The organism is Pseudomonas sp. 14P_5.3_Bac1 (genome assembly GCF_025466135.1).
Classification (GTDB): domain Bacteria; phylum Pseudomonadota; class Gammaproteobacteria; order Pseudomonadales; family Pseudomonadaceae; genus Aquipseudomonas.
This window is the reverse complement of the sequence record NZ_JANLOF010000038.1, coordinates 74,874-95,512: the sequence shown is the minus strand read 5'-3', so window position 1 is coordinate 95,512 and position 20,639 is coordinate 74,874. Positions and strand designations below refer to the sequence as shown.

The window sequence follows — 20,639 nt, the reverse complement described above, 5'->3', positions numbered from 1 at the left end:
GCAACGGCAAATGCCGAGGCGACGACGCGTTACAAAGCCAGGCACTGCGCTTAGACTTGAGACGGGTTTGTTTTCCTGGGGCAAGTCCACCAATTCGGGAGAGAGTTTTCATGAAGCTAGTCACTGCCATCATCAAGCCGTTCAAGTTGGACGATGTACGCGAGTCGCTGTCCGAGATCGGCGTGCAGGGCATTACCGTTACTGAGGTCAAAGGCTTCGGTCGGCAGAAGGGTCACACCGAGCTGTATCGCGGCGCGGAATACGTGGTCGATTTTCTGCCAAAGGTGAAGATTGATGTCGCCATTGACGACAAGGATCTTGACCGGGTTATCGAGGCGATAACCAAGGCCGCCAACACCGGCAAGATCGGTGACGGCAAGATCTTCGTGGTCAATCTGGAACAGGCTATTCGCATCCGTACCGGCGAAACCGATACCGACGCAATCTAAGCCGCCAAACCCCAACGCCCCAGGAGAAAACAATATGACTCTGCGTAAATTCGCAGGGCTAGGAGCCCTGTTGTCCCTCGTAATGCCGGCCCTGGCCATGGCGGCGGACCCAGTACCTGCTCCAGTCCTCAATTCCGGCGACACCGCGTGGATGCTCACGTCCACCGCGCTGGTACTGTTCATGACCATTCCAGGCCTCGCGCTGTTCTACGGCGGCATGGTTCGCTCCAAAAACATTCTTTCCGTGATGATGCAGTGCTTCGCCATCACCGGTCTGATCACCATTTTGTGGTTCGTTTACGGCTACAGCATGGCGTTCGACACTACCGGTATGGAAGCAGGCGTCGTCAACCTCAACTCGTTCGTGGGCGGCCTGTCCAAACTGTTCCTGTCGGGTGTCACCCCGGCGAGCATCACCGGCCCTGCGGCGCTGTTCCCTGAGGCGGTGTTCGTCACTTTCCAGATGACGTTCGCCATCATTACGCCTGCGCTGATCGTCGGTGCCTTCGCCGAGCGTATGAAGTTCTCCGCGATGCTGATCTTCATGGGCGTCTGGTTCACCCTGGTCTACGCACCGATTGCGCACATGGTGTGGGGCGGTCCGGGTTCGTTGCTGGGCGATTGGGGCGTGCTGGACTTCGCCGGCGGCACCGTGGTGCACATCAACGCCGGTGTGGCTGGCCTGGTGGCGTGCCTGGTACTCGGCAAGCGTAAAGGCTTCCCAACCACGCCGATGGCGCCTCACAACCTGGGTTACACCCTGGTCGGTGCTGCCATGCTGTGGGTCGGTTGGTTTGGCTTCAACGCCGGTTCTGCGGCTGCGGCCAACGGCACTGCAGGTATGGCGATGCTGGTCACTCAGATTGCGACCGCTGCTGCCGCGCTGGGCTGGATGTTTGCCGAGTGGGTCACCCACGGTAAGCCAAGCGCACTGGGCATCGCCTCGGGCGTCGTCGCCGGCCTGGTTGCAATCACCCCGGCTGCGGGCACCGTGGGCCCAATGGGCGCCCTGGTGATCGGTCTGGCGGCGGGTGTAGTGTGCTTCTTCTGCGCCACTACCCTGAAACGCAAACTGGGCTACGACGACTCCCTGGACGCCTTCGGCGTGCACGGTATCGGCGGTATCCTCGGCGCGATCCTGACCGGCGTGTTCGCGGCGCCTTCTCTGGGCGGCTTCAACGCGGCGACCACTGACATCGCAGCGCAAGTCTGGATCCAGTGCAAAGGCGTCGGCTTCACCGTGATCTACACGGCTATCGTGACCTTCATCATCCTCAAGGTGCTGGACATGGTCATGGGCCTGCGGGTTACTGACGAAGAAGAGGCTGTGGGCCTCGACCTGGCACAACACAACGAGCGCGGCTACAACTTGTAAGTACGCGAAAAAAAGATGCCCGGCTTGCCGGGCATTTTTTTGTCTGGGGTTTGTCTGTGGCTAAAGGTGTACGGGTTTATGCCGACTTTGTGATGGGATCCACACGGCACTTTTAAGGGTGTGAATCTCTTACAGGCATGTAGGTGTATTCGGTACTTTGTTTTTTTCCAGAGCGCGCTAGAATGCGCGCCGATGGGCGGAGAACTGTATGTGGCAACAGACCCTGATAACCCTGCGGGCCAAGCCCCGGGGCTTTCACTTGGTGACGGATGAGTTGCTCGCCGGCCTGCCTGAATTGAAGGCGTGCCGTGTGGGACTGTTGCATTTATGGTTGCAGCACACCTCGGCTTCGTTGACGGTCAACGAAAATGCCGACCCGGCGGTTCGCCGTGACTTCGAGCGTTTTTTCAACTCGCTGGTGCCGCAAGGGCGTGCAGGGTTCGAACACAACGACGAAGGTCCGGATGATCTGCCGGCGCACTTCAAGGCCAGTCTCCTGGGCTGCCAGCTGAGTTTGCCGGTCAAGGCCGGCCGCTTGGCGATGGGGACCTGGCAAGGTGTTTATCTGGGCGAGCACCGTGATCATGGCGGTGCTCGTAAAGTCCTCGCCACCTTGCACGGTGATGGGGCATAAGCCACTGGTAATCCGGTGGATGTTGATTTTTTTCCGGCGACCTCGACAGAGGGTGAAGCTGGGCTATAACTAATCTGCTTTTCGCAAGTCATGAGGTAGAACATGAGCGACGATGATCTGGAAAACGACGAACTCGAAGTCGGTGACGACGACGAGGCCGAAGAAGGTCTTGAGGCGGCAGCTGAGGACGTTGCTGACGACGACGGTGGTGATGATGCACCTGTCCCGGCAGCCAAAGGCAAAGCCAAGGCCGCTGTTTCGGTAGATGAACTGCCAAGCGTTGAAGCCAAGAACAAAGAGCGCGATGCGCTGGCCCGTGCGATGGAAGAATTCCTCGCCAAAGGCGGCAAAGTGCAGGAAGTCGAGGCCAACGTGGTAGCAGATCCACCGAAGAAGCCGGATAACAAGTACGGTAGCCGTCCTATCTGAGGTCAGCCGCTCGCTTGCATGAAAAAGCCCGCCGTCGCTGCGGGCTTTTTCATGGATGTAATAAATCCTACGGGTCACCACCCATCAAATGTGGGAGCGGGCGTGTTCGCGAAGTGCTCTGTCAGTTGCTGATGGGCTGACTGATACACCGCATTCGCAAGCAAGCCGGCTCCCACATTTGATTTTTAGTGTTGTCGCGATAGCGTTACTGCCAACTGCGAAGCAACGGCGGCAGCTCGTTCAAGCTACGAATTTCCGCATCCGGGCGCTTATCCGCTTCCCATGCCTTGCCCGTCGGGTTGAACCACACCGCCCGCAGCCCGGCCTGCTGCGCCCCGGCGATGTCATCGCCGGGGTGATCGCCAATATGTACGGCCTGACTGGCGTCCACGCCGGCGCGTTGCAGCGCTTCCTGAAACAGTCGCGCATCCGGCTTGGCGATGCCGATATCTTCGGCGCGCAGCGCAAAGTGGAAATAGTCTGCCAGGCCCACGCGCTGCACGTCGGCGTTGCCGTTGGTGATCACGCCCAGGAGGAAATGCTGGCGCAATGCTTGAAGCATCGGCTCGGCCTCAGGAAAAGGCGTGAGCTGGTGCCGGGCGTGAATGAACGCCTCATAGCACACGTCTGCCATTTGCGTGGCCTCGGGCTGTGGATAACCCGCCTCTTCAAACGCGTGCATCAACACGCGGTGGCGCAGGAGGCTGATGCGGTACTTGAGCTCGGGATGGCGCTCCAACACCTGCTGGCGAAGGCTGGCGAAATGCTCAAGAGGCAAATCGCCGACCTTGGAGGCATGGGTCGCCAGCCATTCGCGCATCGACGCTTCGGCGCCGATGATGACGGGTACGTTGTCCCAGAGTGTGTCGTCCAGGTCGAAGGTGATCAGCTTGATACTCATGAGTCGCCGCCCTTGATGCGTTTGGCCCGTGGATGGGCGCTGTCGTACACCGTCGCCAGGTGTTGGAAGTCGAGGTGGGTGTAGATCTGCGTGGTCTTGAGGTCGGCGTGGCCGAGCAGCTCCTGCACCGCGCGCAGGTCCTGGGACGATTCCAGCAGATGGCTGGCAAAGGAATGTCGCAGCATGTGCGGGTGCAGATTCTGCCCCAGCTCGCGCTCACCGGCGAGCTTGACCCGCACCTGGATCGCCCGTGGACCGAGGCGTCGGCCCTGCTGGCTGACAAACACCGCGTCGTCCGCGGGGTTGGTCAACAGACGCAGCGGCAACCACAGCTGCAAGGCTTCCCGAGCCTTGCGGCCGACCGGCAGCACACGGGTCTTGCTGCCTTTGCCGAGCACTTGCACCAGGCCGTCCGCCAGGTCCAGTTGATCGAGGTTCAGGCCGGTCAATTCTGACAAGCGCAGGCCCGAGGAATAGAACAGCTCGAGGATGGCCTGGTCGCGGTGGGCAAGGAAGTCGTCTTCGACGGCACCGTCGAGCAATTGCAGGGCGCGATCAGTGTCGAGGGTCTTGGGCAGGCGCCGTTCGCCCTTGGGCGGGGCCAGGCCATTGGCCGGGTCGTGATCGCACAGGCCTTCACGGTTGAGGTAGTGATACAGGCCGCGCACCGCCGAAAGCAATCGCGACAGGCTGCGTGAAGACTGGCCTTGCTGGTGCAGTCGCGCGATGAGGCTGCGCAGGCTCTGGATATCCAGGGCTTTCCAGCTGGCGATCTGTTGTTTTTCGCAGTACGCCAGGACCTTGTTCAAGTCCCGCCGATAAGCTTCCAGCGTATGGGGCGACACCTGGCGCTCGTTGCGCAGGTGAGCGCAATAAGCGTCCAGTTGCCGTTCCATGGCTAGCGCACCGCGCGCAGGGCGGTGGTGAAGCGCGGCAGTACCCGGCCGAGCACTTCAGCGATGTAGGTCAAAAACAGCGTGCCTACGGAGCTTTTGTAGTGCTGCGGGTCACGACTGGCAATCGCCAGTACGCCGTGCAGGCCTTGATGGCTGAGGGCGACTACGGCGGTGGAGCCGATCTGCTTGCGCTGTTCGGCGCCAAACAGGAAATCCAGCTCATGCTCACGCAAGGTGCCGCTGATGGTCTTGCCTTCAGAGAGCAAGCCGCCAATCGCGGTCTGCGCTTCGCCACCGCTGACCCAGCGACCCACCGGCATCGGGTTGTCGCTGAACAGGATCAGGCTCACAAACGGCACCTGGAAGTCCTGGCGCAGGCTGTCTTCCACGGCAATCACCGTTTCTTCCAGGCTGGTGGCGTCCATCAGGGTAAGAATCAGGCGACGGGTCTTGTCGAAAAGTCGGTCGTTGTCGCGGGCCACGTCCATCAACTGCGAGAGCCGATGACGCATTTCGATATTGCGCTCGCGCAGAATCTTCATCTGCCGCTCTACCAGCGACACGGTATCGCCGCGCTGGTGGGGAATGCGCAGGGCCGGCAACAGCTCTTCGTGTTCGACGAAGAAGTCCGGATTAGCCTCAAGGTACGCCGCGACAGCAGCGGCCTCCAGACTTTCGCTCGGGGATGCTTGGGCGGGTACTTGAGGCTTGTCGGTCATTAGCTTTGCTCACTCATAGGCGGACCTGTCCTTCGTATACGCGCGAGGCCGGCCCGGTCATCATCACCGGGTGGCCAGGGCCTGCCCATTCGATGGACAAGCGTCCGCCGGGCAGGTCGATCAACAGTGGCGAATCCATCCACCCCTGGCTGATCGCGGCCACGGCCGCAGCGCAAGCGCCGGTGCCGCAGGCCTGGGTTTCGCCGGCGCCGCGTTCCCATACACGCAATTGTGCGCGGGAACGGTCGATCACCTGCAGGAAGCCCACATTGACCCGTGCCGGAAAGCGCGGGTGATGTTCGATTTTCGGCCCCAATTCATGCACCGGGGCGTTATTGATGTCGTTGACCCGCAGCACGGCGTGCGGGTTGCCCATCGACACCGCGGCGATATCCACGTGCTTGCCATCAACGTCCAGCGCATAACTGGTCGCCTGCTCGGTGGCCTGAAACGGAATATCCGCCGGCACCAGACGTGGCTCGCCCATGTTGACGCTGATCTGGCCGTCGCTGCGAATATCCAGCTCGATCACGCCGCTTTTAGTCTCGACGCGAATCTGGCGCTTGGCGGTCAAGCGCTTGTCCAGCACAAAACGCGCAAAGCAACGCGCACCGTTGCCGCACTGTTCCACTTCGGAACCGTCGGAGTTGAAGATCCGGTAACGGAAATCCACTTCCGGGTTGCTCGGCGCCTCGACGATCAGCAATTGATCAAAGCCAATGCCGGTGTGACGGTCGCCCCATTGTTTAGCGTGCTTGGGCAGGATGTGCGCGTGCTGGCTGACCAGGTCGAGGACCATGAAATCGTTACCCAGCCCGTGCATCTTGGTAAAACGCAGCAGCATGGCTTACTCCGGCAGCAGGCTTTCGCCAGCATACAACTCGGCTACCGTCTCGCGGCGACGCACTTCAAACGCTTGATCACCGTCCACCAGCACCTCGGCGGCACGGCCGCGCGTGTTGTAGTTGGAACTCATGACAAACCCGTAGGCACCGGCCGAATGCACGGCCAGCAGGTCGCCTTCTTCCAGGGCCAGCTGACGCTCCTTGGCCAGGAAGTCACCGGTCTCGCAGATCGGGCCGACGATGTCGTAATTACGGCCTTCGCCAGCACGTGGCTTGACGGCTGTCACATCCATCCAGGCCTGGTACAGCGCCGGGCGGATCAGGTCGTTCATCGCCGCGTCGACGATGGCGAAGTCCTTGTACTCGGTGTGCTTGAGGTACTCGACCTGGGTCAGCAACACGCTCGCGTTGGCGACGATGTAGCGGCCCGGCTCGAACATCAGGGTCAGGCCGCGGCCTTCAGTGCGCTCGCGCACAGCCTGGATGTAGTCGGCGATCTGCGGCGGTTCTTCATCGCGATAACGCACACCCACGCCACCACCCAGATCGATGTGTTGCAGGTAGATGCCGCACTCGCCCAGGCGATCGGTCAACGCCAGCAGGCGGTCGAGCGCATCCAGGAACGGTGGCAGGCTGGTCAGTTGCGAGCCGATATGGCAGTCGACACCGAGCACTTCCAGATTCGGCAACTGCGCGGCGCGGATGTACACGTCCTCGGCGTCAGCAATGGCGATGCCGAACTTGTTCTCTTTGAGACCGGTGGAAATGTAGGGGTGAGTGCCGGCGTCGACGTCCGGGTTGACGCGCAGCGAGATCGGCGCACGAACGCCCATCTCGGCGGCGACGACTTGCAGGCGCTCCAGCTCGTCGGTGGACTCGACGTTAAAGCAATGCACGCCGACTTCCAGAGCGCGGCGCATGTCTTCGCGGCTCTTGCCGACGCCGGAGAAGACGATTTTGTCAGCCTTGCCGCCAGCTGCCAGCACACGCTCCAGCTCGCCACGGGAGACGATGTCGAAACCGGCGCCCAGGCGCGCCAGGACATTGAGTACACCCAGGTTGGAGTTGGCCTTGACCGCGTAGCACACCAAGTGTGGAACGCCGTTCAGTGGGTCGGTAAACGAACGGTATTGGGCTTCGATGTGCGCACGCGAGTACACATAGGTCGGGGTGCCAAAGCGCTCGGCAATCGCGGACAACGCCACGCCTTCCGCGAACAGCTCGCCGTCCCGGTAGTTAAAAGCGTCCATGGGTTTCCCTTATTGATAGGTGTCGTGCTTATGCGCTTTTGACGGCTTTTGTGACGACTGCGCCTGGTCATTCGGGTCTTTGCTGTCATCGGGCAGGTAGAGCGGGCCTTTTTGACCACAGGCACTGACGAGGCAAGCGACCGCGACGAGCGCAGCAAGGGAAGAGATCAGGCGCTTCATGGCGAAATCCTTGAATATGCATTAATTGCGCCCGAGTATACCGACCACCCGCCAGCTTGCCTATGCGCCGAAATACCCGTCCGGCGGGGGTTTGCCGACTTGGGCGCGAAGCAGGCTACGCTGGCCGGGGATATTTCATACCTCCATCGGTAATGAACTCGGTATCCTTTGCAATCAGCGGGGCTCGCCCGTATCGTGCGGCGCTTGAGCAAAACCAGACACTTTTGAGGTTGCCACAATGAGTTTGACCGAAGCCCGTTTTCACGACCTGGTGGATGCGACCCAGCAGGCGCTGGAAGATATTTTCGACGACAGCGGCCTGGACGTGGACCTGGAAAACTCGGCCGGCGTGCTGACCGTCAAGTTTGAAAACGGCACCCAACTGATCTTCAGCCGTCAGGAGCCGTTGCGTCAGCTATGGCTGGCGGCCCGCACCGGTGGTTTTCACTTCGATTACGACGAAGAGGAAAATCGTTGGGCGCACGACACCACCGAGGAGCTGCTGAGCGAAATGCTCGCTCGCCTCACGAAGGAACAGTCCGGCGCTGACCTGGACTTCGACGAGATCTGATGGTGACCCAGCCTGCACCCGTACGCCCGCCCAAGCCGCTGTTCAGCAATGTCAGCCCGGCGGTGCCGTCACCTTGTATCAGTTTGTGTCGCCTGGACGAGCAGAAAGTCTGCCTCGGGTGCTTCCGCCATGTGGAAGACATTCGTGAATGGCGCTCCGCCGACGATAACCGGCGCCGGGTGATCTGCGCAGAGGCCGAGCAACGCAGGGAGCGTGCCTGAGGTCGTCTTGTTTATTTGTGTCGCTGTGGTAGTGTCCGGGTACACCTCAACTCATCGAGGTCCGTGAGAACCCCGCCTTTTTCTGGCGGGGTTTTGCTTTTTTGTGCAGAAAAAAGGAGTCTGCCTGAATCATGACCGCACCTTCCATCATACTTACCCGTCTCGACGTGCAGCGTCTTGAGCAATTGATCGACCGTGTAGGCGAGGACTCGCCGGGCGTCGAAGCCCTGCAGCACGAACTCGACCGCGCCGAAGAAGTGGTTGGCCACGAGGAAGTGCCTGCAAGTGTCGTGACGATGAACTCCAGCGTGCATTGCCGTGAGCAAGGCAGCGGCAAGGACTATCACCTGACCCTGGTTTACCCCAAGGATGCCAACGCAGACGAGGGCAAGATCTCGATCCTCGCGCCGGTAGGCAGTGCGTTACTCGGCCTGAAAGTGGGCCAGCATATCGACTGGCCGGCACCCGGCGGCAAAACCCTCAAGCTTGAACTGCTCAGCGTTGAAGGCCAGCCTAAAGACGGCGGCGCGTTCTCTCTGTAACAAGAGCCGCTTTAAACCTGCTTCAGTGCGTTGTTGAGCGACAGCTCCAGCTCGGCCTTGTAACGCAGGTACAGGTTGCTCGGGCTTTGCACATCACCGAGCAGGCCGGACAGGTCCAGGTCGGTGATGTAGCAGCGGTAACGTTCGGTTTCTCGACGTTGCCCGACGATTTCCTGAGCGACCACGGCAAACAGCTGGTCGCCAAACTCCAGTTCGCAAAACTCCCGCTGGTTGCAGTACAGGGTGATGCCCACTTGGCCGGGCGTCGCCTTGCCGATAATCGCCTGCACGTCATAAAACGGCTTATTAGCCGGGTTCTGCGGCGCGGGGCGCGGCTCGATGCCGCGTGCGCGATTGCTGCCTGATGGCAACAGTTGGTAATACAAGATTTGCACTTCGCCCAACGGCTGCTGCGTATCCAGCGGCGCCAGCGCTTCGCGGCGATAGATGATCGATTGCAGAAAACGCTGCAACGGCGCCAACAGGCTCTGCTCATCATGAAACGGCAGGCGTTGCTGCCAGAGCGCGTTGAACTCATCCAGCACATACAACTCGGCAAAACCTTCATTGACCCGGTAGAACACCTGCACGCAATCGGCCAAGCCCATCGGCAGCAGCAGCGCCAGGTCGTGGTCTTCCAGGGCCATGGCGTCCAGGTGCAGTGGGCTGTAGCTGGCCAGTTCTTCGCTGAGGTAGGCAATCAGCGCGTCCTGGGTCGGCAGTGACACATGGGTGGCCTGACCCGGCATCAGCTCCATCACGTGGTAGTGCTGCTGCACCTGCAACAGGTAGCGGTGATTGGACTGGCTAAGCAACAGGTTTTGCGCGGTGTCGAAAATTTCTTCTACCCGCTGGGCAATGAACTGCGCACGGTTGTGACAGAAGCAGCGCACTCGCAGGCGTGGCAAGTGGTCCGACGGCAGTTGATTGAGGTAGTCACGCAGGCAGTCGAGCAGTGCGTGGGGGCCGTCGTAGCGGCTGACCATGACCTCGTTCCAGCTATTGAGCGTGACCTGATCCAGAGTCAGCACCAGGTTGTCGCGCACGCCGGCATAGCTCAGGGAGTCGGTGCGTTCGGTGGTCATCAGGATGTTCAAGTCGCGATGATGTTTGAGCGGGTCGACACCAACGTTGATCAGCAACAGCACTTCTTCCGGCACCGCCGAGCGCAACAGGCGATCCTCATCGACGCTGGCCAGGGGCAGGGCGATGGTTTGTTGCAGGCTGCCCAGCAGGTTGAACAGCTCGAATTCGGTCATGTCACTGACGCCCGGGTGCAGTGCCAGACGGGTGCTGCTGTCGATCACGCCGTTGCGATGGCACCAGGTGAGCATTTCCAAGAGGTCGCGGCTGCGCTTGATCGGCGCGAAGTGCTCCCATTCCAGCGCCGTAAGGTTGCCGTTGTACAGGCCCCAGTGATACTGGCCCGGTTCCTTGCGATTGGGGGACTGCACCAGTGTGAGCGTGTCTTCGGCCAAGTCGGGCGCGATGCCGGGGTTGATGAACTCAACCTTGCCGGCCTTGCGTTCGAACGCTGCATAGAGGCGCCGGCCCAGCACGTTCAGATCGCGCTTGTTGATCAGGCTGGCGGTTTGCTCGGTACGGGCGAACTGCGTGAGGAAGCGGTAGCTGTAATTCAGTTCGTTGACCAGTGCGCGGCGCTCGGAGGCGACCTGGCGCACTTTCCACTGGCTGCGGCTGTCCAGCAGAGCCAGTTGGCGTTGGTCCCAGCCCCATTCATTGGCCAGGCGCTCCAGCAGACGGCGTTGCCAGCCGGTGCTGCGTTGGCCGACGCTGAGCTTGCGATTGACCTTCAGGTACAGCGCGCGCCGCACCAGTTCGAGGCGCTCCGGCTCATTGCGCGCCTTGAGGTATTCCTCGATGCGGCGATAAACCACGATGTACGGGTCCAGCTCGTCCAGGTCCACCTGATTGGCGAATACGGCGCGCTTGAAGCGCAGGCTCAGGCAGTACACGTTCGGGTGCTCGCTGGCATAAACCTCGGTCAGCAGCAGCTTGAGCACCGATTTGTAGGGCGACTCGATGCCCTTGAACAATTGCCACAGCCCGGCGCCGATGAATTCGCCCGGAGGGATGTGGGCCAGGTGCCCAAGGTCCAGGGTCTCGTCGGCGCGGATAAATCGTTTGGAAATCAGCGTATGGGTGAACTCGGCGTAGCGGCGTTCCTCGTACACCGGCACCAGCCACCAGATCGGCGTGCGCCCGGCCAGCCAGATGGCGGTGCGGTAGAACTCATCCAGCAGCAGGTAATGCTGGGTGGTGCCACAGTCGTCGGAGCTCAGTTGCGTGTCGCGCTCACCCAATACAAAGCGCGTCGGTTCGATCAGAAAAAAATGCGCCTCGGCGCCCATGGTCAGGGCCCAGGCTTCCAGCAACTGGCACTTTTTGCGCAGCTCGGCCAGTTCGGTTTCGCCAAGTTCGGGCGAGTGGCAGACCCACACGTCCATATCGCTCTGGTCCGCTTGAGCCAGGGTGCCAAGGCTGCCCATCAGGTACAGGCCGAGGATGGGCCGTGGCGGATTGCCATGGCGTGGCTTGTAGGAGAACGAACGGGTCAGGCGCTGAGCTTCAGTGAGAGCCTGGGCGTCCGGTTCGAAATTGGACAGCCCGGCCGGCGTGCTGCCCGAGACATAACCTGGCAGCAGGGGGTGGTTGACGTGGAAAAACAGCGGCAACAGCGTCAACACGCTTTGCTGGCGCGGAGTCAGACCTTCGACGGCCCGGGCCATGCGCCCTTCATTGAGGGCCATGAAGCGCGCGCGCAATTGGGCCAGCACCTTGCGGTCGATGCCTTCGTCCAGGTCGGGGCGGATTTCATGGGTGCGGGTCATGTCGAACTCGTTGGCTCGCAGGGCCCGACGTGGGCGGCCGTCTAGGAGTTTACAGACACAAGCTTAGGAGGTTTAGAGGGAAATGGTTTCTGGCGTCAGAATTTTGTGCCATCCACAGCAATGCCCTCGGAATCCGCAGAAAGCGGACTCCATGGGCGGTATCAGGGATCAGGGATCAGGCAGCTTCTTTGGTGGTAGCGGTCGTCAGAATGGTCAGCAGGGTTTGGGCCTGTTCTGCAGCGTCCCGGCCAAGGCTGGTCAGGTAGCCCCCGTCTGGCTGGTCGATAAGGCCTTTTGCATGGAGGCGCTTGGCCGCGGCGATGGCAGTGGGGGCGGCGGTCTGGTGGACTTTCAGACCTTCCTTGGTGCTGTCCAAGGGGAAGAGTACAAGGATTTCCAGTTCGGCAACCAACTCAGGGGTATACGACATAAGGACTCCAGACTTTCTAAAATTTATTAGAGGCTAGCAGGGCATAAGGTGAACGCACTTTGCCAGGCTGTCCAGTGAGAAAGTCGTGGGTCTTGATATGGCGCAGGTTTGTGGCAAGGAAGCAGGCTTCCCGGCCACGAAAGTGCTCGATTCAGTCGTTTTCCGGGGGTAATTCCGGCAGTGCGCGCAGCGCGGTTTCATACCATTGGGTATCGAAGGCGCGGTCTTCTTCAAGCATCTTGTCGATTTCCACAGCCAGCACGTGGGCCATGAGATTCAGAATGTCTTCGCGCTCGTAGCCCACCAGGGTCAGCTTGTTGAAGGTGGCTTTGGCGGCAGGCGGGTTGTCGCTTTCGATCTGGTTTTCGATGGCCTGGGTCAGCGTGCTTTCGGTGAACTCTTCTTCGTCGTTGTCGATATCGGTCGGCTCGCTCATGGCGGGGCTCCTCAAGGAAAGGGCGCCAGTCTACCCCCATTCAGGCAGGTGATGCTGCTGGTCAGGTCGGGCCGCACGCTCTATAACTTCCGCAGCCAACCCCACACCCGGCCTGGAGGCATTCGCGATGCTCAAGCTTTACGGATTTTCGGTCAGCAACTACTACAACATGGTCAAACTGGCGCTGCTGGAGAAAGGCCTGCCGTTTGAAGAAGTGCCATTTTATGCAGGCCAGACGCCTGAAGCGCTTGCAGTAAGCCCGCGAGGCAAAGTGCCGGTGCTGGGCGTCAAACAAGGCTTTATCAACGAAACCAGCGTGATTCTGGAGTACATCGAACACACTCAGGAAGGTCCTTCGCTGCTGCCGGCCGAGCCTTTTCAGCGGGCTCAGGTGCTGGCGCTGTGCAGGGAAATCGAGCTGTACATCGAGTTGCCCGCCCGCGCGTGTTTCGCCGAGGCGTTCTTCGGTATGCCGGTGCCGGAGGCGATCAAGGAGAAATCCAGGGCTGAGTTGCTGTTGGGGATCAGTTCTTTAGGCCGACACGGCAAATTTGCGCCGTACGTGGCGGGGGAGAGCTTCACGCTGGCCGATCTGTATTTCATGTACAGCGTGAACCTCGCCTGTGCCGTGGGCGAGAAGCTGTTTGGCCTGGATCTGCTGGCTGAGTTGCCGAAGGCGAAAGCGCTGCTGGAGCGACTGCACGCGATGCCCAACGCGCAGAAAGTGGCGGCGGACAGGGAGGCGGCGATGCCGGCGTTTATGGCGATGATTGCGGCCAAGAAGTAATCAGCCGTGCACAAATCAAATGTGGGAGCGGGCTTGCTCGCGAAAGCGGTGTGTCAGTCAATACATATAGCGACTGGTCTACCGTATTCGCGAGCAAGCCCGCTCCCACATTTTTGACCGCGCGGGTCTGAGGCTTTTTAGCGGCTGGCGAGCAGTGCCTGGCCACGCACGACCGCAGCCTTGACCTGCGCCGGCGCAGTGCCGCCCACATGGTTACGCGCATTCACCGAGCCTTCCAGGGTCAGCACGGCAAACACGTCCTGCTCGATCTGGTCGCTGAATTGGCGCAGCTCTTCCAGGCTCATTTCCGCCAGGTCCTTGCCGGTGTCTACGCCGTACTTAACGGCGTGGCCGACGATTTCGTGGCAGTCGCGAAATGGCAGGCCACGGCGCACCAGGTAGTCCGCCAGATCGGTTGCCGTGGAGAACCCGCGCAAGGCCGCTTCACGCATAATCGCGTGCTTGGGCTTGATCGCCGGGATCATGTCGGCAAATGCACGCAGCGAATCGCGCAGGGTGTCGGCGGCGTCGAACAGCGGCTCTTTGTCTTCCTGGTTGTCCTTGTTGTAGGCCAATGGCTGGCCCTTCATCAAGGTCAGCAAGCCCATCAGCGCGCCGAATACACGGCCGCTTTTGCCACGGACCAGCTCGGGCACGTCGGGGTTTTTCTTTTGCGGCATGATCGAGCTGCCGGTGCAGAAGCGGTCCGGCAGGTCGATGAACTGGAATTGCGCACTGGTCCACAGCACCAGTTCTTCGGAGAAACGCGACAAGTGCATCATCGCGATGCTGGCGGCAGCGCAGAATTCGATGGCGAAGTCACGGTCCGACACGCCGTCCAGGGAGTTGCCGCCAACCGCGTCAAAACCCAGCAGTTGTGCGGTGTATTCGCGGTCGATCGGGTAGGTAGTGCCGGCCAGTGCGGCGCTGCCCAACGGCATGCGGTTGGCGCGCTTGCGGCAATCCACCAGGCGCTCGTAGTCGCGGCTGAGCATCTCGAACCAGGCCAGCAAGTGGTGGCCGAAAGTCACCGGTTGCGCAGTTTGCAGGTGGGTGAAGCCGGGCATGATGGTGCCGGACTCACGCTCGGCCTGCTCCAGCAGACCTTTTTGCAGGCGGGTGATTTCGCCCAGGATCAGGTCGATTTCGTCACGCAGCCACAGGCGGATATCGGTAGCCACCTGGTCGTTACGGCTGCGACCAGTGTGCAGTTTCTTGCCGGTCACACCGATGCGATCGGTGAGGCGGGCTTCGATGTTCATGTGCACGTCTTCCAGGTCGACGCGCCAGTCGAACGTGCCGGCCTCGATTTCACCGCGAATGGTGGTCAGGCCATCGATGATGCTGTCGCGCTCGGCGTCGGTCAGTACGCCGACCTTGGCCAGCATCGTGGCGTGGGCGATCGAGCCCATGATGTCGTGGCGGTACAGGCGCTGGTCGAAAGTGACGGAGGCGGTGAAGCGCGCGACGAAGGCGTCGACGGGTTCACTGAAGCGGCCGCCCCAGGACTGGTTGGTCTTGTCGGTGCTCATGGATTCGCTCGTGATCTGCTTAAAAGAGGCGTGGAGGTGTGCCGCCGATAATAACAGGGTTGCACTTAGAGGCGGTGCTGCGGGTGGTCGGCATTTTTATTTGTGCCAAGGATGGCTAAGTGCCTTGCCGCCGGACGCTTCCGGGAAGAGACTGGAGCGGGCCCTAATTGAAACGATATTTGACGATTGAGCAATATCGTCTCAGCGAGCGTCTACAGTTGCACTGATAGAGCGTGAATGCACCAAAGTCGGGTGATGCGGTCATAGCCCAGACTATCCATTAAAAAAGGGGGGTATTCGGATTGTGTATCAGCAAACCCTACGACGATGCCCGAAGGCAGCAGGTCTTGGGCGCAATTGAACAGGTCCGGGTAAATATGGGTGCCGCTGCCGGGGCACTTTTTGCCGCTCGCGCTAGTCTTAGCGTGGATCGCTGTGACGCAAGTCACCGCACCTGTCTACGCTATCCTTGTGCGAGACTCACGCAGGAATCCAGCGCAATATGAATGTCCTGATCGTTGATGACGAACCCCAAGCCCGCGAGCGACTGAGCCGTTTGGTCAGTGAACTCGAGGGTTATACAGTCCTTGAACCGAGCGCCACCAACGGCGAAGAGGCGTTGACGCTGATCGACAGCCTCAAACCGGATGTGGTGTTGCTCGATATTCGCCTGCCAGGCCTTGATGGCTTGCAAGTGGCCGCCCGCCTGAGCGAGCGAGAATCGCCGCCAGCCGTGGTGTTGTGTGCAGCTCACGAAGAGTTTTCTGCGCAGACCCTGGAAGACAGCGGTGTCAGCTTTCTTGCCAAACCGGTGAGTGCTGAGGCGCTGCTCAGAGCCTTGAAAAAGGCCGAGCGTCCCAACCGCGTCCAGCTCGCCGCTTTGACCCAGCCAGCCGCTCAGAGTGGTAATGGGCCACGCAGCCATATCAGCGCGCGGACCCGTAAAGGTATCGAGCTGATTCCGCTGAACCAAGTGGTCTACTTTATCGCCGACCACAAGTACGTGACCTTGCGTCACGAGACGGGTGAAGTGTTGCTCGATGAGCCGCTCAAGGCCCTTGAGGACGAATTCGGCGACCGCTTTGTGCGCATCCACCGCAATGCGCTGGTGGCCCGCGAGCGAATAGAACGCTTGCAGCGCACGCCCCTGGGGCACTTTCAGTTGTTCCTCAAAGGGCTTAACGGCGATGCCTTGATCGTCAGCCGACGCCATGTCGCCGGTGTGCGCAAGATGATGCAGCAGCTTTAGCCAGGGGCTTTGGCGAGGTCTGCATTCTGTATCCCGGTGCGACGCGGCCAGGGAGGCCCCGCACTTGCTGATTCAAATCAAAGCGTGTTTGCCTGAGCTGTTATTATCTGCCGTATCTATTCAGTACGGATTGATCCATGTCCTCTCGCGAAATCCGCATCGCCACCCGTAAAAGTGCCCTGGCCTTGTGGCAGGCCGAATACGTCAAAGCACGCCTTGAGCAAGCCCATCCGGGGTTGAAAGTGTCTCTGGTGCCCATGGTCAGTCGCGGCGACAAGCTGCTCGACTCGCCATTGTCGAAGATTGGCGGCAAGGGCTTGTTCGTCAAGGAACTGGAAACCGCACTGTTGGAAAACGAAGCCGACATCGCCGTGCATTCGATGAAAGACGTGCCGATGGACTTCCCCGAAGGTCTTGGCCTGTATTGCATCTGCGAGCGCGAAGACCCGCGTGACGCGTTTGTTTCCAACACTTACGCGTCGCTGGATGAGCTGCCCTTGGGCAGTGTCGTCGGCACTTCAAGCCTGCGTCGCCAGGCGCAGTTGCTGACTCGCCGGCCGGACCTGCAAATTCGGTTTCTGCGCGGCAACGTCAATACCCGTCTGGCGAAGTTGGATGCGGGCGAATATGACGCGATTATTCTCGCGGCGGCTGGCCTGATTCGCCTGGGCTTCGAAGACCGCATCACCTCGGCCATCAGCGTAGAAGACAGCTTGCCCGCGGGCGGACAAGGCGCTGTGGGTATCGAATGCCGCACCGCTGACAGTGAAATTCACGCCCTGCTCAAACCCCTTGATCATCAAGACACCGAAGTCCGTGTCACGGCCGAGCGCGCGCTGAACAAACGCCTCAACGGTGGCTGCCAGGTACCAATCGCCTGTTACGCCGTGCTTGAGGGTGAAAACCTGTGGCTGCGTGGCTTGGTAGGCGACCCCGCAGGCGGCACGCTGCTCACCGCCCAGGTTCGCGGGCCACAGCGTGATGCTACCGCGCTGGGAGTCCGGGTGGCAGAAGAGCTGCTGGAAAAAGGCGCCGGTGTGATTCTGCAAAAAATCTATGGCGAGGCTGGCCCGCAGTGACCGACTGGCGTCTGTTGCTGACGCGGCCTGCCGAGGAAGCCACGGCCCTGGCCGCGACGTTGTCCGAGGCCGGCATTTTCAGCAGCAGCCTGCCATTGTTGGCGATCCAGGCCTTGCCGGTGACGGCTGAGCAACAAGCGGTCTTTTGTGATCTGGGCCGTTATAGCGCGGTCATCGTGGTCAGCAAGCCTGCCGCGCGCCTGGCCTTGCAACAGCTGGATCGGCATTGGCCGCAGCTGCCCTGGTTCAGCGTCGGCGCGGCCACCGCGCAAATACTGGCCGATCACGACCTCACTGTTCATTATCCGCAAACCGGCGACGACAGCGAGGCTTTGCTTGCACTGCCCGCCTTGCGCGAGGCTATCGCACGCCCCGATGCCCGGGTATTGATCCTGCGTGGCGAAGGCGGACGAGAGCTGCTGGCTGAGCGTTTACGCGAGCAAGGTGCTAGTGTCGATTATCTGGAGTTGTATCGTCGCACCCTTCCGGCTTACGACACCGGGGAGCTGATGCAACGCATACAGTTGGAACGCTTGAACGGCGTGGTGGTCAGCAGTGGGCAGGGTTTTTTGCACCTGCAAGCGTTGGCTGGCCCCGATTGGCCGCAGGTGGCGCGGCTGCCATTGTTCGTGCCCAGCCCCCGCGTCCATGAAATGGCGCGGGCCGCTGGCGCAGAAAAAGTTGTGGATTGTCGCGGTGCGAGTGCCGCGGCTTTGTTAGTGGCGTTGCGCAGCGCTGCCTTGTGAGGCAAGCCGCGCCCACTCTCTGATACGCAAAGGACGGATACGTGAGCGAAACAGCCTTGCCTAAAGATGAAACCCAGCCCGCACTTGATGCGCCGGCTGAGTCACCGGTCGCCGCGCCACGCCGTGGCAATGGCCTGGCAATCGTAGCCTTGTTGCTCGGCGCCGCAGGTGTTGCCGCTGGCGGATGGGGCATTTGGCAGGTCCGCGCCCTGCAAGCCGGCAGTCAACAGCAGTCGAGCCAGGTGCAGGCACTCGACGAGCAATCCCAGTCCCTCAAGCAGAGCCAGCAACAGCTGACTACCCGGCTGGCGCAATTGCCCGGTGCAGATGAGCTGGAAGAACGCCGCCGTCTGGTAACCCAGTTGCAGGGCGATCAGCAGCGCTTGAGCCAGCGCCTGGAAACCGTGCTGGGTGCCAGTCGCCAGGACTGGCGTCTGGCCGAAGCCGAGCATTTGATCCGTCTGGCCAGCTTGCGTTTGTCTGCCCTGCAGGACATCAACAGCGCTCAGTCTTTGGTCCAGGGGGCTGACGAAATTCTGCGTGAGCAAAGCGATCCGGGTTCCTACGCCGCACGCGAGCAACTGGCCAAGAGCCTTGCCGCGTTGCGCAGTACCGAGCAGCCGGACCGCACCGGGCTTTACCTGCAACTCGCCGCGCTGCGCGATCAGGTTGTACAGCTGGCAGCTATTGCCCCGGAATACCAGCTTAGCGAGCCGGCCTCTCAAGGTCGCCCGACCAGCGATACGCAAGGTCGCCTGAGCCAATGGTGGGAGGAGATTTCCCGCTACTTCCGCATCGATTTCAACCCGGACGACAACATTCGACCGTTGCTCGCCGGTCAGGGCCTGAATCAGGTACGCCTGGCGCTGAGCCTGGCCCTTGAGCAGGCGCAATGGGCTGCGCTCAATGGTGAAACGGCGGTGTACAGCCGTTCCCTGGGCGAGGCGCGCAGCGTTCTGCAAGACAACTTCAACCAGGACAACCCGCAGAGCAAAGCGATGCTCGCGCGTATTGCCGAGCTTGAGCCCAAGGCCGTTTCCGTGGCCACGCCTGACCTGGCGGCCAGCCTGGCCGCGGTGCAGGCCTACCTCGAACGTCGTCATCTGTCTGCCGATGAAGCCAAGGCGTCGGCGGGCACGCCGGCGACCCAGGAGTAGAGCCGATGAAGCGTTTCTATGTGATCCTGGTCCTGGCAATTGCGATCGCCCTTGCGCTGGGCGTGGGCATTTCCAAGCACACCGGCTACGTGCTGATTACCTATCCCCATCTGCTGCATTACGAGTCGAGCCTGTGGGCGACGCTGGTGGCCGTGTTTGCCGTCGGCCTGGCGATCTATCTGATCCGTGTGTTGCTGAGTCTGCTCAGCACCTCCGGTGGTGTGGTCAACCCATGGTCGCGACGTAACCGCAGTCGCCGGGTACAAATTGCGATCGAGCAGGGCCAGATGGACCTCGCTGAAGGTCGCTGGGCCAGTGCTGAACGTCACCTGCACCGCGCCGCCGAAGCGGAGCGCCAGCCACTGCTGTACTACCTTGGCGCGGCACGTGCGGCCAATGAGCAGGGCCGTTATGACGAGTCCGACGGTTTGCTGGAGCGCGCTCTGGAGCGCCAGCCTCAGGCTGAGCTGGCGGTTGCCTTGAGCCATGCACAATTGCAGATGGACCGTGGCGATACAGAAGGCGCCTTGGTGACTTTGCAGGCGATGCACGAGCGTCATCCGCACAACCCGCAGGTGTTGCGCCAGTTGCAGCGTCTGCATCAGCAGCGGGGCGATTGGTCTTCAGTGATTCGCTTGTTGCCGGAGCTGCGAAAAGACAAAGTCCTTCCCGCCAGCGAGCTGGCCGAGCTGGAGCGTCGCGCCTGGGGTGAAAACCTCGGGCTGGCGGCCCAGCGTGAAGAGCAGGGCGAGGCAGGCTTGCAGTCTCTTGATCGGGCGTGGGAGCAACTCACTTCCGCCCAGCGCCAGGAGCCACAGCTGGTTCTGGCTTACGCCGAGCAACTGCGCCGACTGGGTGCCGACGCCAAGGCTGAGGAGGTGCTGCGCAGCGCCATCAAGCGTGGTTATGACAGCCACTTGATCCGGCTCTATGGTTTGTTGCGGGGCGCTGATTCGGCCCGTCAGTTGAAGTTTGCCGAAGGCTGGCTCAGGGATCACCCGGGAGATGCCAGCTTGTTGCTGACTCTGGGCCGCCTGTGCCTGCAAAACAGTTTGTGGGGCAAGGCACGCGATTACCTTGAAAGCAGCCTGCAGGTGCAACGCAACCCTGAGGCCTGCGCTGAGCTGGCACGGCTGTTGGCCCAATTGGGTGACACCGAGCGCAGCAACCAGCTGTTCCAGGAGGGTCTGGGGCTGCTTGACAGTCGCTTGCTGGCCTCGCCGTTGCCCATGCCCGCGCGCGTCTGAAGTAGGAAAGAGGGCGAAGGTTGGCTCGGATGGTTCTGAGAGCCAACCCTTCGTTAGCCTGTAAATACTGGGTCTAAAGCGCTACGTAGTAAATTCCTACTGATAGCTGCTT

Annotated in this window: 23 protein-coding genes and 1 pseudogene; 14 read left to right on the top strand and 10 right to left on the bottom strand. The window is 60.9% G+C overall.

The annotated features are described in order from the left end of the window. The first annotated feature begins 110 nt into the window (after positions 1-110). The 4 genes from glnK (at position 111) to sutA (ending at position 2,887) form a co-directional block, all read left to right on the top strand. A complete protein-coding gene (glnK, locus tag NTD89_RS09120) occupies positions 111-449 on the top strand; it encodes a P-II family nitrogen regulator (RefSeq protein ID WP_002555808.1) in 339 nt (112 codons plus the stop codon). A 34-nt stretch (positions 450-483) separates the two neighbouring features. After that, positions 484-1,824, top strand: coding sequence for an ammonium transporter (locus tag NTD89_RS09115; protein ID WP_145158088.1), 1,341 nt, complete (start codon positions 484-486; stop codon positions 1,822-1,824). A gap of 208 nt (positions 1,825-2,032) precedes the next feature. Further along, entirely contained in the window at positions 2,033-2,458 is a 426-nt protein-coding gene (locus NTD89_RS09110) for a secondary thiamine-phosphate synthase enzyme YjbQ (protein WP_071485166.1), read from the top strand. A gap of 102 nt (positions 2,459-2,560) precedes the next feature. Then, complete coding sequence (sutA, locus tag NTD89_RS09105) at positions 2,561-2,887, top strand: transcriptional regulator SutA (protein WP_106575834.1); 327 nt, start codon at positions 2,561-2,563, stop codon at positions 2,885-2,887. 205 nt (positions 2,888-3,092) lie between these two features. Here the strand turns inward: sutA and NTD89_RS09100 are convergent, their stop codons facing one another. From NTD89_RS09100 to lptM, 6 genes are read right to left on the bottom strand one after another with little or no spacing between them, the layout of a single operon-like run. After that, the gene (locus NTD89_RS09100; RefSeq protein WP_242199622.1) at positions 3,093-3,788 is read right to left on the bottom strand and encodes an HAD family hydrolase; all 696 of its coding nucleotides are present in this window, start codon (positions 3,786-3,788) and stop codon (positions 3,093-3,095) included. Beyond that, positions 3,785-4,684: a tyrosine recombinase XerC gene (xerC, locus tag NTD89_RS09095; protein WP_262207193.1), complete on the bottom strand. Its 900-nt coding sequence runs from the start codon at positions 4,682-4,684 to the stop codon at positions 3,785-3,787. The genes NTD89_RS09100 and xerC overlap by 4 nt, the downstream gene beginning before the upstream one ends. 2 nt (positions 4,685-4,686) lie before the next feature. Continuing rightward, on the bottom strand, positions 4,687-5,403 hold the full coding sequence (locus NTD89_RS09090) for a DUF484 family protein (protein ID WP_242199630.1): 717 nt from the start codon (positions 5,401-5,403) through the stop codon (positions 4,687-4,689). A gap of 13 nt (positions 5,404-5,416) precedes the next feature. Next, on the bottom strand, positions 5,417-6,247 hold the full coding sequence (dapF, locus tag NTD89_RS09085; RefSeq protein ID WP_242199631.1) for a diaminopimelate epimerase: 831 nt from the start codon (positions 6,245-6,247) through the stop codon (positions 5,417-5,419). A 3-nt stretch (positions 6,248-6,250) separates the two neighbouring features. After that, complete coding sequence (gene lysA, locus NTD89_RS09080; RefSeq protein WP_242199633.1) at positions 6,251-7,498, bottom strand: diaminopimelate decarboxylase; 1,248 nt, start codon at positions 7,496-7,498, stop codon at positions 6,251-6,253. A 9-nt stretch (positions 7,499-7,507) separates the two neighbouring features. After that, complete coding sequence (lptM, locus tag NTD89_RS09075; protein ID WP_106575828.1) at positions 7,508-7,678, bottom strand: LPS translocon maturation chaperone LptM; 171 nt, start codon at positions 7,676-7,678, stop codon at positions 7,508-7,510. Positions 7,679-7,916: 238 nt separating this feature from the next. On the opposite strand from lptM, the gene cyaY reads away from it, so the two are divergent. The 3 genes from cyaY (at position 7,917) to rnk (ending at position 9,012) form a co-directional block, all read left to right on the top strand. Continuing rightward, positions 7,917-8,249, top strand: coding sequence for an iron donor protein CyaY (gene cyaY, locus NTD89_RS09070; protein ID WP_094948747.1), 333 nt, complete (start codon positions 7,917-7,919; stop codon positions 8,247-8,249). 2 nt (positions 8,250-8,251) lie between these two features. Then, on the top strand, positions 8,252-8,470 hold the full coding sequence (locus NTD89_RS09065; protein WP_106575827.1) for a DUF1289 domain-containing protein: 219 nt from the start codon (positions 8,252-8,254) through the stop codon (positions 8,468-8,470). Between the two features lie 131 nt (positions 8,471-8,601). Then, positions 8,602-9,012 (top strand): nucleoside diphosphate kinase regulator, encoded by a 411-nt coding sequence (gene rnk / locus NTD89_RS09060; protein ID WP_145158073.1) that lies wholly within the window; start codon positions 8,602-8,604, stop codon positions 9,010-9,012. A gap of 11 nt (positions 9,013-9,023) precedes the next feature. On the opposite strand, the gene NTD89_RS09055 is transcribed toward rnk, so the two are convergent. The 3 genes from NTD89_RS09055 to NTD89_RS09045 all read right to left on the bottom strand — a co-directional run bounded on the left by NTD89_RS09055 (position 9,024) and on the right by NTD89_RS09045 (position 12,730). After that, positions 9,024-11,864: a class I adenylate cyclase gene (locus tag NTD89_RS09055; protein ID WP_262207190.1), complete on the bottom strand. Its 2,841-nt coding sequence runs from the start codon at positions 11,862-11,864 to the stop codon at positions 9,024-9,026. A gap of 175 nt (positions 11,865-12,039) precedes the next feature. Next, a complete protein-coding gene (locus NTD89_RS09050; RefSeq protein ID WP_010207442.1) occupies positions 12,040-12,294 on the bottom strand; it encodes a TIGR02647 family protein in 255 nt (84 codons plus the stop codon). A 151-nt stretch (positions 12,295-12,445) separates the two neighbouring features. Next, positions 12,446-12,730, bottom strand: a complete 285-nt coding sequence (locus tag NTD89_RS09045) for a hypothetical protein (protein WP_106575823.1) — start codon at positions 12,728-12,730, stop codon at positions 12,446-12,448. Positions 12,731-12,857: 127 nt separating this feature from the next. Here NTD89_RS09045 and NTD89_RS09040 point away from each other — a divergent pair, with 127 nt between their 5' ends. Continuing rightward, entirely contained in the window at positions 12,858-13,517 is a 660-nt protein-coding gene (locus tag NTD89_RS09040; protein WP_145158067.1) for a glutathione S-transferase family protein, read from the top strand. Between the two features lie 137 nt (positions 13,518-13,654). Here NTD89_RS09040 and argH read toward each other — a convergent pair whose 3' ends face one another. Beyond that, positions 13,655-15,049, bottom strand: a complete 1,395-nt coding sequence (gene argH, locus NTD89_RS09035) for an argininosuccinate lyase (protein WP_145158064.1) — start codon at positions 15,047-15,049, stop codon at positions 13,655-13,657. Positions 15,050-15,438: 389 nt separating this feature from the next. Between argH and NTD89_RS29520 the strand changes: the two are divergent. From NTD89_RS29520 to NTD89_RS09010, 6 genes and pseudogenes are all read left to right on the top strand, one after another. Then, positions 15,439-15,555, top strand: a pseudogene (locus NTD89_RS29520) (sensor histidine kinase); the annotation flags it as partial. Further along, on the top strand, positions 15,552-16,298 hold the full coding sequence (locus tag NTD89_RS09030; RefSeq protein ID WP_262207188.1) for a LytR/AlgR family response regulator transcription factor: 747 nt from the start codon (positions 15,552-15,554) through the stop codon (positions 16,296-16,298). The pseudogene NTD89_RS29520 and the gene NTD89_RS09030, both read left to right, overlap by 4 nt. Positions 16,299-16,435: 137 nt before the next feature. After that, complete coding sequence (gene hemC / locus NTD89_RS09025) at positions 16,436-17,377, top strand: hydroxymethylbilane synthase (protein WP_262207186.1); 942 nt, start codon at positions 16,436-16,438, stop codon at positions 17,375-17,377. After that, positions 17,374-18,123: a uroporphyrinogen-III synthase gene (locus tag NTD89_RS09020; RefSeq protein WP_262207185.1), complete on the top strand. Its 750-nt coding sequence runs from the start codon at positions 17,374-17,376 to the stop codon at positions 18,121-18,123. Before hemC ends, NTD89_RS09020 begins: the two co-directional genes overlap by 4 nt. Positions 18,124-18,164: 41 nt before the next feature. Continuing rightward, positions 18,165-19,280 (top strand): uroporphyrinogen-III C-methyltransferase, encoded by a 1,116-nt coding sequence (locus NTD89_RS09015; RefSeq protein WP_145158053.1) that lies wholly within the window; start codon positions 18,165-18,167, stop codon positions 19,278-19,280. Between the two features lie 5 nt (positions 19,281-19,285). Continuing rightward, a complete protein-coding gene (locus NTD89_RS09010; protein ID WP_262207184.1) occupies positions 19,286-20,527 on the top strand; it encodes a heme biosynthesis protein HemY in 1,242 nt (413 codons plus the stop codon). Positions 20,528-20,639: the final 112 nt, after the last annotated feature.